Origin of the sequence: Burkholderia sp. AU33803 (assembly GCF_002223095.1) — a bacterium.
Taxonomy (GTDB): Bacteria; Pseudomonadota; Gammaproteobacteria; order Burkholderiales; family Burkholderiaceae; genus Burkholderia.
The window spans coordinates 1965929-1979340 of sequence record NZ_NKFJ01000004.1 but is presented as its reverse complement, the minus strand read 5'-3'; the positions used below and the strand labels follow the sequence as shown (position 1 = coordinate 1979340).

General features: G+C 65.6%; 13 protein-coding genes. 4 read left to right on the top strand and 9 right to left on the bottom strand.

Going from position 1 to position 13412, the window contains the following annotated elements; all coding sequences use genetic code 11:
- The first annotated feature begins 5 nt into the window (after positions 1 to 5).
- Entirely contained in the window at positions 6 to 980 is a 975-nt protein-coding gene (locus tag CFB41_RS11690; protein ID WP_069248441.1) for a LysR family transcriptional regulator, read from the top strand.
- A 376-nt stretch (positions 981 to 1356) separates the two neighbouring features.
- On the opposite strand, the gene CFB41_RS11685 is transcribed toward CFB41_RS11690, so the two are convergent.
- From CFB41_RS11685 to CFB41_RS11645, 9 genes are all read right to left on the bottom strand, one after another.
- Positions 1357 to 1785, bottom strand: a complete 429-nt coding sequence (locus CFB41_RS11685; RefSeq protein WP_039370086.1) for a biopolymer transporter ExbD — start codon at positions 1783 to 1785, stop codon at positions 1357 to 1359.
- Positions 1786 to 1798: 13 nt separating this feature from the next.
- Positions 1799 to 2530: a MotA/TolQ/ExbB proton channel family protein gene (locus tag CFB41_RS11680; RefSeq protein ID WP_089456530.1), complete on the bottom strand. Its 732-nt coding sequence runs from the start codon at positions 2528 to 2530 to the stop codon at positions 1799 to 1801.
- Positions 2531 to 2566: 36 nt separating this feature from the next.
- Positions 2567 to 3298, bottom strand: a complete 732-nt coding sequence (locus CFB41_RS11675) for an energy transducer TonB (RefSeq protein ID WP_089456529.1) — start codon at positions 3296 to 3298, stop codon at positions 2567 to 2569.
- Positions 3299 to 3516: 218 nt separating this feature from the next.
- Positions 3517 to 3753 (bottom strand): bacterioferritin-associated ferredoxin, encoded by a 237-nt coding sequence (locus CFB41_RS11670; RefSeq protein WP_039370093.1) that lies wholly within the window; start codon positions 3751 to 3753, stop codon positions 3517 to 3519.
- 150 nt (positions 3754 to 3903) lie between these two features.
- On the bottom strand, positions 3904 to 4764 hold the full coding sequence (murI, locus tag CFB41_RS11665; RefSeq protein ID WP_089456528.1) for a glutamate racemase: 861 nt from the start codon (positions 4762 to 4764) through the stop codon (positions 3904 to 3906).
- Between the two features lie 39 nt (positions 4765 to 4803).
- The gene (bfr, locus tag CFB41_RS11660) at positions 4804 to 5280 is read right to left on the bottom strand and encodes a bacterioferritin (protein ID WP_011352652.1); all 477 of its coding nucleotides are present in this window, start codon (positions 5278 to 5280) and stop codon (positions 4804 to 4806) included.
- A gap of 194 nt (positions 5281 to 5474) precedes the next feature.
- On the bottom strand, positions 5475 to 6998 hold the full coding sequence (locus CFB41_RS11655; RefSeq protein ID WP_089440623.1) for a fumarate hydratase: 1524 nt from the start codon (positions 6996 to 6998) through the stop codon (positions 5475 to 5477).
- A 34-nt stretch (positions 6999 to 7032) separates the two neighbouring features.
- Positions 7033 to 7656: a TIGR00645 family protein gene (locus CFB41_RS11650; RefSeq protein WP_039370107.1), complete on the bottom strand. Its 624-nt coding sequence runs from the start codon at positions 7654 to 7656 to the stop codon at positions 7033 to 7035.
- Between the two features lie 113 nt (positions 7657 to 7769).
- A complete protein-coding gene (locus CFB41_RS11645) occupies positions 7770 to 8663 on the bottom strand; it encodes a DMT family transporter (RefSeq protein ID WP_071333524.1) in 894 nt (297 codons plus the stop codon).
- Between the two features lie 317 nt (positions 8664 to 8980).
- Here CFB41_RS11645 and acs point away from each other — a divergent pair, with 317 nt between their 5' ends.
- The 3 genes from acs (at position 8981) to CFB41_RS11625 (ending at position 13411) form a co-directional block, all read left to right on the top strand.
- Entirely contained in the window at positions 8981 to 10963 is a 1983-nt protein-coding gene (acs, locus tag CFB41_RS11635; RefSeq protein ID WP_089440622.1) for an acetate--CoA ligase, read from the top strand.
- 84 nt (positions 10964 to 11047) lie between these two features.
- Positions 11048 to 11392, top strand: a complete 345-nt coding sequence (locus tag CFB41_RS11630) for a DUF4212 domain-containing protein (RefSeq protein ID WP_089456527.1) — start codon at positions 11048 to 11050, stop codon at positions 11390 to 11392.
- A 3-nt stretch (positions 11393 to 11395) separates the two neighbouring features.
- Positions 11396 to 13411 carry a sodium:solute symporter family protein gene (locus tag CFB41_RS11625; RefSeq protein ID WP_089456526.1) on the top strand — a complete coding sequence of 672 codons (2016 nt, stop codon included), beginning with the start codon at positions 11396 to 11398 and terminating at the stop codon, positions 13409 to 13411.
- Position 13412: the final 1 nt, after the last annotated feature.

The window sequence follows — 13412 nt, the reverse complement described above, 5'->3', positions numbered from 1 at the left end:
ATGAGATGAATATCGATGCACATAACCTGAACGACCTCATGTACTTTTCGCAGGTCGTCGAACATGGCGGTTTCTCGGCCGCGGAGCGCGTGCTGGGCATCTCGAAATCGCGCCTGTCGCGGCGCCTGACCGAACTCGAGGCGGCGCTCGGCGTGCGCCTGCTGCAGCGCTCCACCCGCAAGCTCGCGCTGACCGAGGCGGGGGAGCTGTTCTACCAGCATTGCCAGGCGATGCTGGCCGAAGCGCAGGCGGCGATGAACGCGGTGCAGCAGTTGCGCTCATCGCCGCGCGGATCGGTGCGCGTCAGCGTGCCCGTGACGCTGTCGCAGACGATGCTGTCGCGCATCCTGCCCGAATTCCTGCGTCGGTATCCCGAGGTGAAGGTGCACGTCCGCGTGACGAATCGCGTGATCGACCTGTTCGAGGATTCGATCGACGTCGCGCTGCGCGTGCGCTCGGAGCCGCCGCAGAACGCGAACATCGTCGTGCGGCCATTGTGGCGCACCGAGCAGATGCTGGTCGGCGCGCCGAGCCTGCTGAGCCAGAATGCGCCGCCGCTGGTACCGGACGACCTGAGCGGCTTCGAGACACTCGATACGCCGAGCGTCGACGGGCGGCACGTGTTCAACCTGATCGCGCCGGACGGAACGCGTCACGTGCACGAGCACGACCCGCGGCTCGTGACGGCCGACCTGATGACGATCCGTGAAGCCGTGCTCGATGGCCTCGGCATCGCGGCATTGCCGGAGATGATGTACGGCAACGCGCTGCGCGCGGGGCAATTGTCGCCGGTGATGCCGGGCTGGACGCTGCCGGTGCCGCAACTGTACGCGGTGTTCGTGTCGCGGCAGGGGATGCCGCCCGCGGTGCGTGCGTTCGTCGACTATCTGGTCGAGAAGCTCGATCACGGCGCCTACCAGGATCCGGGGTGCCCGGAACGCGCGAAGAAGGAAGCGGCGGCCGATGTTTCGGCGACCTGAACACGACGCGCACGGCGACGCAAATTTGTTTTGTCATTGAAGCGTCGCCTGCAATCGCAAGTTTCAATCGCGGGAACCTTGAATGCGCGTGCGCGCGGGCCTATATTGAAATCCCATTTCGTGAAGGAAGTTCTGAGCGAAATCAGGTGGCCGCATATATTGTGAGCCAGATAGGGCAGAACGCGCAGTCCGTGCAGACCACGGCAGAGTCGCATTTGCGTTGCTCGAGGCGCAACCGATACCGCCAAAGAGCCCGCCGCCCGAAGGCGCCCGCGTGCGCATGAAAAAAGGCCTTCATCTGGCGATGAAGGCCTTTTACTTTGTGCGCGGCCGGCGAGGCGTGGCCGGCGATGCGTTACCGCAAGACGTGCGTGCGTTACTTCGCTTTCGCGCCCGGCTCCGTCACGAAGCCGAGCTTCGTCAAGCCGCCTGCCTGCGCATCCGACATCACTTCCGCGACGTGTTCGTACGCGACCTTGCGATCCGCACGAAGGTGCAACTCCGGTTGCGGCGTGCGTTTTGCCGCTTCCGCGATGCGTTCCTGCAATTGTGCGCGCGTGACCGTGTGGTCGTCCCACAGGATCGTGCCGTCACCCTGGATCGCGACGTCGACCGTCTGCGGCTTTTCGTCGACGGGCTGGCTGCTGGCGTGCGGCAGGTCGATCTTCACCGCATGCTGCATCGCCGGGATCGTCACGAGGAAAATGATCAGGAGTACGAGCATGACGTCGACGAGCGGCGTCATGTTGATCTCGCTCATCACTGCATCGTCGTCATCGTCGCTGAAACCGGTGTTCATTGCCATGGTTCACCCCGCCTCAGCTGGCGCGCGTCGCGAGACGCAGGCCGTCGCGCGTCGACGACGAGGCGAGGCTCGCGCCCGTCACGAAGTACGCATGCAGACCGTGCGCGAAGCGGCGCAGCTTGCTGACGACACCCTTGTTCGCGCGGGTCAGCGCGTTGTAGCCGAGCACCGCCGGAATCGCGACGAACAGGCCGAAGGCCGTCATGATCAGCGATTCGCCGACCGGGCCCGCGACCTGGTCGATCGACGTCTGGCCGGATGCGCCGATCGCGAGCAGTGCGTGGTAGATCCCCCAGACCGTACCGAACAGGCCGACGAACGGCGCCGTGCTGCCGATCGACGCGAGGATCGCGAGACCGCTCTGCATGCGCGAGATGCCTTCGTCCATCGTGTCCTTCAGGCAGCGCGTGACCCAGTCCGACACGTCCATGCGGTCGTGCAGGTGCGGTTGCGTCTGGTGGTGGTGATCGGCGGCTTCCTTGCCCGACAGTGCGAGCGCGAGGAACGGGTTGTCGTTCGGCGTCGATGCGGCGAGGCCGAGCTTCTTGATGCCGTCGTCGAAGTTGTCCGAATGCCAGAATGCCTGTTCGGCGTTCTTCGTCAGGCGGTTCAGGCGGATCACGTTCCAGCCCTTGATGACGATCACGATCCACGACAGGATCGACATCACGAGCAGCGTGATCGCGATGGCGCGCGTGACGAAATCACCTTGCGCCCAGACGTGCGCGATACCGTAGCTTTGCATTTTCTTGTTTCCTTTGAATCTACCGAATATGACGGGTTAATCGTCAAGCGTGAAGTTGAAGGGCAGCGTATGGGCGGCGCGGATCGCCTGGCCGTTCTCGATATACGGCGGGCACGTGCTGGCGCGCGTCGCCTCGAGCGCGGCTTCGTCGAGGCGCGGGTAGCCGCTGCTCTTCTGCAGCTGGACGCTTTCGATCTTGCCCGTCACGCCGATGATGAAGTGAACATAGGCCGTGCCCGTTTCGCCGCGACGGCGCGACATCGACGGATAGGTCGGCTTGACGAAATTGCAGGTGAGTGCCGACACGTTCTTCGGTGCGCTGACCTGCATCGTCTCGCGCGCGGGGCCGGGTGCTGCAGCCGGGGCAGCAGGCGCCGGCGCGGCGGGAGCCGGTGTCGGATCGGCCACTGCCGGCGCGGGCGTGGGCGACGGTGCCTGCGAGACGGGCTGAGGCGTCGGGACCGCCTTCTGCACCGGCTTCGGCTCGACCTTCGGCTTCACGCGCGGCGTGGGCTTGGGCGGCGTAGGCTGCTGCGCGGCCGACTGGACCGCGACCGGCTGGGCAGGAGGGGCAGGCGGAATGAGCTGCGCGGTGATCGACTGAACCTCGATCTCCTTCGGCGGCGGCGGCGCGTTGCGATGGAGCCAGGCGGCCGTCAGCATGATCGCATGTGCGGCAAGCACACCGACCGCGACGACGATCACTCGGGGATTCATACGTGGTGCAGCCGGCACGGCGCCGGCAGGAGCGAGATGCGAAGCCTGCATGTTAGCTTGAAAGAACGATGTCGCACCCGGGGCGCGGCGGGTGAATCGGCATCACTTGCGGAAGATCAGCAGCGAGATGCAAACGGTGGTCACAAATCCGATCAGCAATTCCATGACAGGCTCCTTGGCAGGTAAGCCGCTGGCTCGCGCAGACGGTGGCTTGCTGACGGTCAAAACAAAAAATGCGGCCTGGGCCGCATGCGCACACTCGGCGCCGGTCAGGCGGCCTTGCGTTCGTAGAACGTGACCGGGATCGGGTGAGCATGATGCTCGACACCGCACCGGCTCGCGCAGACGCCTTGTTCGGCCATGAGGTCGCGTACGGACTCCTCGCACTTGCCGCAGCACGTGGCCACGCCAAGCTCGAACTGGAGTTCATCGAAAGAGTTCACGCCCTCTGCGAGGGACGCGCGAATCTTGCGATCGGAAACGGACTTGCACACGCAGACGATCATGATGAGTTGCGATAGCTAACGGTAATGCGAATTATTATCATTAAATTTGTGGACGTTGACAAGCCTGGGGCAGGCTTTTTTTAAGGGCATCGGACCCTTGAAACGTCGGAAGGGGGGAGCGGCACGCGGAAGAGGGCGTGCCGGCCGGTATCAGGCGGTCGCGCAGGCGCGCGCGTTCGGCGAGGAAATGGTGACGGATTCGACCGGTGCGGCGAGGCCGAGCAGCGTCGAGGCCAGCACCTGCAACTGGCGGCCGTCGCTGGTCGAGCAGAAGCGGGGCGCTGCCGCGCGCGTGCCGGCCGGTGCGCGCAGGTTGCGTTCGTCGAGCACCCGCACGAGCTGGCGCGCGATCGCGTCGCTGGTGTCGACGAGCGTCAGGCGGTCGCCCACAAGGTCACGAATCGTTTCGGTGAAGAACGGGTAATGCGTGCAGCCGAGTACCAGCGTATCGGCGCCGTCGTCGAGCATCGGTTGCAGGTAGCTGTCGAGTAATGCGCGCAACGCGGGCGAATTCGTATCGCCGCGCTCGATGGCTTCGACGAGCCCGTGGCCGGGCTGGCAGATGAAGCGACGGCCGGCGCCGTAGCGGTCGAGCAGCGCCTGGAAGCGCGGGCTGTTCAGCGTCGACTGCGTGGCGAGGACACCCGCGACGCCGCTCGCGGACACGGCGGCGGCCGGCTTGATGCCCGGCTCGACGCCGACGAGCGGCATCGACAGATGTTCGCGGACCGTGGCGATCGCACGTGCGGTCGCCGTGTTGCACGCAATGACGAGCGCTTTCGCCCCTTCGCGTGCCAGCCACTCGCCGATTGCCAGCGTGCGTTCCGTAATGAACGCCTCGTCGCGCGGACCATACGGCGCATGGTGCGAATCGGCGACGTAGATGAACGATTCGTCGGGCAGCTGCGCGCGCACGGCGCGCAGCACCGACAGGCCGCCCAGCCCTGAATCGAAGATGCCGATGGGGGCGACGGTCGTGGCCGTCGCAGGAATAACGGAAGGTGTCGACATGAACGGGCTGGGGGCGGTAACGGGAAGCGTGGAGCGAGTTTACTCCGGCGACCCCATCATCGTTTGCTGGTAGTTCTGCAGGCCGACCTTGCCGATCAGGTCGATCTGCGTTTCCAGCCAGTCGATGTGCTCTTCGGTGTCGTCGAGGATCTTTTCGAAGATCTCGCGCGACACGTAGTCACGCACCGATTCGCAGTAGGCGATCGCTTCCTTGCAGGTGGACTGCGAGATCTGTTCGAGCTTCAGGTCGCACTTCAGGATCTCTTCGGTTTCCTCGCCGACGAGCAGCTTGTGCAGATCCTGCAGGTTCGGCAGGCCGTCGAGCATGAAGACGCGCTCGATCAGCCAGTCGGCGTGCTTCATTTCGCCGATCGACTCGTCGTACTCGTGCTTGCCGAGCTTCTCGAGGCCCCAGTGCTTGTACATGCGCGCATGCAGGAAGTACTGGTTGATCGCCGTGAGTTCATTCTTCAACTGGGCGTTCAGATATTCGATGACTTTCTTGTCGCCTTGCATGGCTTGTTCCTTGTTCAGTGGGGCTTCAGAAACCGAACGATAATCGCTCGAACGAGAAAAGCCAAGCCTCGAAGCCTTGCCGGGCCTGCCTTTTGCGTGTAATGAGAATCAGCCTCGAATATCCGGCCACGCACAATAATGAGAATGAGAAGTAAAAAGGCCGGACTCGCGTCCGGCCTTTCGTTCGATCGCGCTTAAGCGGTTGCGACCGGGATCTTGCCGATCTTCGCTTGCCACTCCTTCGGACCGGTCTGGTGCACCGACGTGCCCGACGAATCGACGGCAACCGTCACCGGCATGTCCTGTACGTCGAACTCGTAGATCGCTTCCATGCCGAGGTCTTCGAACGCGAGCACCTTCGCACCGCGGATCGCCTTCGACACGAGGTAAGCCGCGCCGCCGACGGCCATCAGGTAGGCCGCCTTGTGCTTCTTGATCGCGTCGATCGCGACCGGGCCGCGCTCGGCCTTGCCGACCATCGAGATCAGGCCGGTTTGCGCGAGCATCGTCTCGGTGAACTTGTCCATGCGCGTGGCCGTCGTCGGGCCTGCCGGGCCGACCACTTCGTCGCGGACCGGATCGACCGGGCCGACGTAGTAGATCACGCGGTTCGTGAAGTCGACCGGCAGCTTCTCGCCCTTCGCGAGCATGTCGGCGATGCGCTTGTGCGCCGCGTCGCGGCCGGTGAGCATCTTGCCCGACAGCAGCAGCGTCTGGCCCGGCGTCCAGCTCGCGACTTCTTCCGGCGTCAGCGTGTTCAGGTCGACGCGCTTGCTGGTTTCCGTGTTCGGTTCCCAGTTGACCTTCGGCCACGCGTCGAGCGACGGTGCTTCAAGCTTGGCCGGGCCCGAGCCGTCGAGCACGAAGTGCGCGTGGCGCGTCGCCGCGCAGTTCGGGATCAGCGCGACCGGCTTCGATGCCGCGTGCGTCGGTGCGGCCATGATCTTCACGTCGAGCACCGTTGCCAGGCCGCCGAGGCCCTGGGCGCCGATGCCGAGCGCGTTGACCTTCTCGTGCAGCTCGACGCGCAGTTCCTCGACCCAGTCCTTCGGGCCGCGCGCGATGATTTCCTGGATGTCGATCGGCTCCATCAGCGATTCCTTCGCCATCAGCATCGCCTTTTCGGCGGTGCCGCCGATGCCGATCCCCAGCATGCCGGGCGGGCACCAGCCCGCGCCCATCGTCGGGACCGTCTTCAGCACCCAGTCGACGATCGAGTCGGACGGGTTAAGCATCACGAACTTCGACTTGTTCTCCGAGCCGCCGCCCTTCGCCGCGACCTGCACGTCGACCTTGTCGCCCGGCACGATCTCGTAGTGGATCACGGCCGGCGTGTTGTCCTTCGTGTTCTTGCGGGCGCCTTCCGGCGGATTGACGATCGACGCGCGCAGCACGTTGTCCGGATGCGTGTAACCGCGACGCACGCCTTCGTTGATCATGTCGGTGAGGCCCATCGTCGCGCCGTCCCAGCGCACGTCCATGCCGACCTTCACGAAGATCGTGACGATGCCGGTGTCCTGGCAGATCGGGCGGCGGCCTTCCGCGCACATGCGGCTGTTCGTGAGGATCTGCGCGATCGCATCCTTCGCGGCCGGGCTTTCTTCCAGCTCGTACGCGCGGCCGAGGGCCTGGATGTAGTCGAGCGGATGGTAGTAGCTGATGTACTGCAGCGAATCCGCGATGCTCTGGATCAGGTCTTCCTGTTTGATGACGGTCATGGCTGAGACTCTGTGGGGACAGTGGGGAATGCGTTTATGCGTTGACGGCTGCGTCGGCCGGCTTGCGGGGCTCGTTCGCCGCGGGCGCGTGCGCGCCGTGGGCGTGCGGCTCGTGGAAATGGGCCGGGTGCGTGTGCGTCGTCAGGCGGTCGACCCACGCCATCACGAGCGCCGACACCAGGAACGACACGTGGATGATCACCTGCCACATGATCGCGTGCATCGTGTGCTGGTCGGGGTTGATGAACGTCTTCAGCAGGTGGATCGACGAAATGCTGATCAGCGCCATCGACAGCTTGACCTTCAGCACGCCCGCGTTCACGTGGTCGAGCCACTCGGGCTCGTCGGGGTGCCCCTCGATACCGAGGCGCGACACGAACGTCTCGTAACCGCCGACGATCACCATGATCAGCAGGTTCGAGATCATCACCACGTCGATCAGGCCGAGCACCGCGAGCATCACGCTGATTTCGTCGAGGCTCGTCGCATGCGATAGCAGGTGCCAGACTTCCTTCAGGAACAGGAACACGTAGACGGCTTGCGCAACGATCAGGCCGAGGTAGAGCGGAACCTGGAGCCAGCGGCTCATGAAAATCAGCGCGGGAAGCGGGCGAAGCGGGCGACGCGCGGGGCGGCCGGGCGAATGCGGGGCGGACATGGTGGACAGTCGGGCGCGGTGCGCAGGTATCGGGGGTAATCTTGAAAAGGCGCGCTATTGTAACGCGTCGGCCGGCGCGACTGCAGTGACGCGCCGGCGCTGCCGGGGACGGATCAGGAGGCGGCGGCCGGCACGCGTTTCACGCGCAGGCTGGCGAGCACGATGCCGGTGACGACGCACGCGAGCGCGATGCCGTGGGCGAGCGTCGGGCGCTCGCCGAGGAACGCGATGCCATACGCGGCGGCCGCGACCGGCAGCACCGCGCTGAACACGCCGGCGAGGCTGCCCGGCACGTGCCGGATGCCTTTCATCCACAGCCAGAACGAGAAGATGCTGGCCGACAGGCCATACCAGACGACGAGCGCCCAGGTGCCGGCCGGCACGCTCGCGTAATCGAAATGCCACATCGCCGTCGCACCCAGCGGCAACATCAGGCACAGGCCGAACAGGTGCGTATACGCGCAGATGTCGATCGGCGCGAGCGTCTGCGTGAGGCGGCGCGACAGGATCACGTAGATCGATTCGCAGCACACCGCGCCGAGGATCAGCAGGTTGCCGGTCAGCGACGACGTGCCGTGCCCGGCCGCGCTGCCGTTCGCGAGGTTGATCGTCACGACGCCGGCGATCGCGAGTGCGATCGATACCAGCGCCCGACCGTTCGGTTTTTCACGCAGGATCAGCCACGCGAACAACGCGACGATCGCCGGGATCGTGCTGGTGATCACGCCGGCCGCGACCGCGCTCGTGCGCTGCACGCCGTTCAGCATCAGCAGCGTGAACATGAAGGTGCCGAAGAACGCCTGCAGGAACAGGTTCAGCCATTCGCCGCGCTTGACCGTGCGCATTTTCACCGGACTGAACAGCGGCCACAGCACGGCGATCGCGATCACGAAGCGCAGCGTGGCGAGGATGGCGACGGGAACGAAGACGACGATCGATTTACCGATACCGACATTGCTGCCGACGAACAGCATCGACAGCACGAGAAAGAAAGCGTAGCGATTCAAGCTGGAATCCGGAAGGCGAGTTCAGTTAGGATTGTAGGGTCGCGCTCGTTACAGCGTAAAGCTGCACGCGGGCGCCGCCCGAAGGGCGAAACGGCCGTGCCGCGTAAGTGACGGGTAAGTTCGAGCGCTTATCGTGGAAACTGTCGGGTCGCCCGGTCGCCATCGTGCGACGTGGTGCGGCGCAGCATCGCGCGGCGGCCTTCGGGCCGTGCGCGGGTGGTGGGTAGGAGACAGTGGCGCGTTTGCGCCGGCCAAGACGCGCGGCGCGCACGATCGCGCCGCCATGCAGAGGATTCATGTTCACCAAGGGGTAGTCGATGTCTGCGATTGAATCGGTTCTTCACGAAACCCGTCAGTTTGCGCCGCCCGCGGCGCTCGAACAGGCGGCGACCATTTCCGGCATGCCGGCCTATCGTGCGCTCGCCGCCGAAGCCGAAAACGATTACGAAGGATTCTGGGCGCGGCTCGCGCGCGAGGGTCTGGCGTGGCACAAGCCGTTCACGAAAGTGCTCGACGAGTCCAACGCGCCGTTCTACAAGTGGTTCGACGACGGCGAGCTGAACGCGTCGTACAACTGCCTCGACCGCCACGTCGAAGCCGGTAACGGCGAGCGCGTCGCGGTGATCTTCGAAGCCGACGACGGCACCGTCACGCGCGTCACCTATGCGGATCTCCTCGCGCGCGTATCGCGGTTCGCGAATGCGCTGAAGAAGCGCGGGATCGGCAAGGGCGACCGCGTCGTCATCTATATCCCGATGTCGATCGAAGGCATCGTCGCGATGCAGGCGTGCGCGCGCATCGGCGCGACGCACTCGGTCGTGTTCGGCGGCTTCTCCGCGAAGTCGCTGAACGAGCGGCTCGTCGACGTCGGCGCGACGGCGCTCGTCACGGCCGACGAGCAGGCGCGCGGCGGCAAGACGCTGCCGCTGAAGAGCATCGCGGACGAAGCGATCGCGCTGGGCGGCTGCGAGGCCGTGAAGAGCGTGATCGTCTATCGCCGCACCGGCGGCAAGATCGACTGGCACGCCGGGCGCGACCTGTGGATGCACGAACTGACGGCCGGCGAATCCGACCAGTGCGAGCCGGAATGGGTCGGCGCCGAGCACCCGCTGTTCATCCTGTATACGTCGGGTTCGACCGGCAAGCCGAAGGGTGTGCAGCACAGCACGGGCGGCTACCTGCTGTGGGCCGCGCAGACGATGAAGTGGACCTTCGACTGGAAGCCCACCGACGTGTTCTGGTGCACGGCCGACATCGGCTGGGTCACCGGCCACACGTACATCACGTACGGCCCGCTCGCCTGCGGCGGCACGCAGGTCGTGTTCGAAGGCGTGCCGACCTATCCGGACGCCGGGCGTTTCTGGAAGATGATCGGCGACCACAAGGTCACCGTGTTCTACACCGCGCCGACCGCGATCCGCTCGCTGATCAAGGCGGCCGAGGCCGACGACAAGGTGCATCCGAAGAGCTACGACCTGTCGAGCCTGCGCATCATCGGCACCGTCGGCGAGCCGATCAATCCGGAAGCATGGATGTGGTATCACAAGCACGTCGGCCAGGAGCGTTGCCCGATCGTCGACACGTGGTGGCAGACCGAGACGGGCGGCCACATGATCACGCCGCTGCCGGGCGCGACGCCGACCGTGCCCGGTTCGTGCACGCTGCCGCTGCCGGGCATCATGGCCGCGGTGGTCGACGAAACCGGCCAGGACGTGCCGAACGGGCAGGGCGGCATCCTCGTCGTCAAGCGCCCGTGGCCCGCGATGATCCGCACGATCTGGGGCGACCCGGAGCGTTTCAAGAAGAGCTACTACCCCGAGGAACTCGGCGGGCGCCTGTATCTGGCCGGCGACGGCACCGTGCGCGACAAGGACACCGGCTACTTCACGATCATGGGCCGGATCGACGACGTGCTGAACGTGTCGGGCCACCGCCTCGGCACGATGGAAATCGAATCGGCGCTGGTCTCGCACGAACTCGTGGCCGAGGCAGCCGTGGTCGGCCGTCCGGACGATACGACGGGCGAGGCGGTGGTCGCGTTCGTGGTGCTGAAGCGTTCGCGTCCGGAAGGCGAGGAAGCGGCAGCGCTGGCGAAGACGCTGCGTGACTGGGTCGGCAAGCAGATCGGGCCGATCGCGAAGCCGAAGGACATCCGCTTCGGCGACAACCTGCCGAAGACGCGCTCGGGCAAGATCATGCGGCGCCTGCTGCGTTCGCTCGCGAAGGGCGAGGCGATCACGCAGGACACGTCCACGCTCGAGAATCCGGCCATCCTCGAGCAGCTCGCCGAAGTGCGCTGATCGGTACCGGTTGCGCATCGCGCGCACGAGCCCCTGCGCGGCAATCCCGATTGCCCGCGCATGGGCTTTTTGTTACATAACGGCATGACCGTTCCAACCCGTCCCGCGCCTGCCGCGCCGCCCCCCGTTCCCGAGCCGCTCGCGCGCGCCCACGCACGCTACTGGCGCTTCAACGTCGCGCTGATCGCGGTGCTGATGGTGATCGGCTTTGCCGTATCGTTCATCGTGCCGTTCTTCGGGCCCGCGCTCGCCGGGATCCGTTTCGCCGGGTTCAGCCTGCCGTTCTACGTCGGCGCGCAGGGCGCGATTCTCGTGTACCTCGTGCTGATCGTCGTCTACATCGGGCTGATGCAACGCGCGGACCGCACGCTGCGCCGTGCGTACGACGATCATGCGGCACACGCCGGCCACGCGAACGGTGGACGCTGATCCATGCTGACGCATCGACTGATCCGCGCCTACGCGCTCTACACGCTGGGGTTTCTCGGGTTCGTGCTGCTGATGTGGCGGATCGAGCGGGCCACCGGCTCCGGCGTCTGGATCGGCTACGTGTTCCTGTTCGTGCCGATTGCCGTATATGCGGTGATCGGGCTGCTGTCGCGCACGTCCGATCTCGTCGAATACTACGTGGCCGGGCGGCGCGTGCCGTCTGCCTTCAACGGGATGGCGACCGCGGCCGACTGGCTGTCGGCCGCATCGTTCATCGGCCTGGCCGGATCGCTCTACGCGACCGGCTACGATGCGCTCGCCTACGTGATGGGCTGGACGGGCGGGTTCTGCCTCGTCGCGTTCCTGCTCGCGCCGTATGTGCGCAAGCTCGCGCGCTACACGATTCCCGATTTCCTCGGTACGCGCTTTTCGAGCACGGCCGTGCGCGCGCTGGCGGCCGGTGCGGCGATCCTGTGTTCGTTCGTGTATCTGGTCGCGCAGATCCAGGGGATCGGCCTGATCGCGACGCGCTTCATCGGCGTCGATTTCGCGATCGGGATTTTTTGCGGGCTCGCGGGCATCCTCGTGTGCTCGTTTCTCGGCGGGATGCGCGCGGTCACGTGGACGCAGGTCGCGCAGTACATCATCCTGATCAGCGCGATCCTGATTCCGGTGTCGCTGATCGCGATGAAGAACGGGCTCGGCCCCGTGCCGCAGTTCAATTACGGCAAACTGATGGAGCGCGTCGCGGCGCGCGAGGCGCAGGTGCGCGATGCGTTCGACGAGCAGCGGGTGCGCGACGCGTACCGCCGGCAAGCCGCGGATATCCAGACGCGCCTCGACCGGCTGCCGGCATCCTATGCGGACGCGCGGCGGCATCTCGCCGACCAACTGGCCGACCTTCGGCGTCACAACGGGCCGCTGCGCGAGATCAGCCTGCGCGAGCGGGAACTGGCCGACTTCCCGCGCGATCCGGCGGCGGCGCGCGTCGCGTGGACGCAGGCGCGCGACGACCTGCTGGCCCGTGCCGAGCCGCCCGTGCCGATGCACGAGCCGTTTCCCGCCGCGAGCGAAGACGAACGCAAGCCGCGCGAGCGGAATTTCCTTGCACTGCTGCTGTGCCTGTCGCTCGGCACCGCGAGCCTGCCGCATATCCTGACGCGCTACAACACGACCACGTCGGTCGCGTCCGCACGGCGCTCGGTCGGGTGGACGTTGTTCTTCATCGCGCTGTTCTACCTGAGCGTGCCGGTGCTCGCGGTCCTGATCAAGTACGAGATCCTTGCGAACCTCGTCGGGCGGCCGTTCGCCGAATTGCCGGCGTGGGTCACGCAATGGCATCACTTCGAGCCCGACCTGATCAGTGTCGTCGAAGTGATTCGCGACGGCATCGTGCACTGGTCGGAAATCCAGATGCAGCCGGACATGGTCGTGCTGGCCGCGCCGGAGATCGCCGGGCTGCCGTATGTCGTGTCGGGGCTGATCGCGGCCGGTGCGCTGGCCGCGGCGTTGTCGACCGCGGACGGGCTGCTGCTGACGATCGCGAACGCGCTGTCGCACGACGTCTATTACTGCATGGTCGCGCCCGACGCGTCGAGCCAGCGGCGCGTGACGATCTCGAAGGTGCTGCTGCTCGGCGTCGCGCTGTTCGCGTCGTATGTCGCGTCGCTCAATACCGGGAAGATCCTGTTTCTCGTCGGTGCCGCGTTTTCGCTGGCGGCCTCGAGCTTTTTTCCGGTGCTCGTGCTCGGCGTGTTCTGGAAGCGCACGACGACGCGTGGCGCGATCGCCGGGATGGTGACCGGGCTCGCCGTGTGCGTGTATTACATCGTGTCGACCTATCCGTACTTCACGCAACTGACGGGGTTCGCGGGGAGCACGTGGTTCGGGATCGAGCCGATCAGCTCGGGGGTGTTCGGGGTGCCGGCGGGTTTTGCCGTGGCGATCGTGGTGAGTTTGTGCGATCGAAAGCCGGATGAATATACGCGGGCGCTGGTGGATTACATCCGGCATCCGTGAC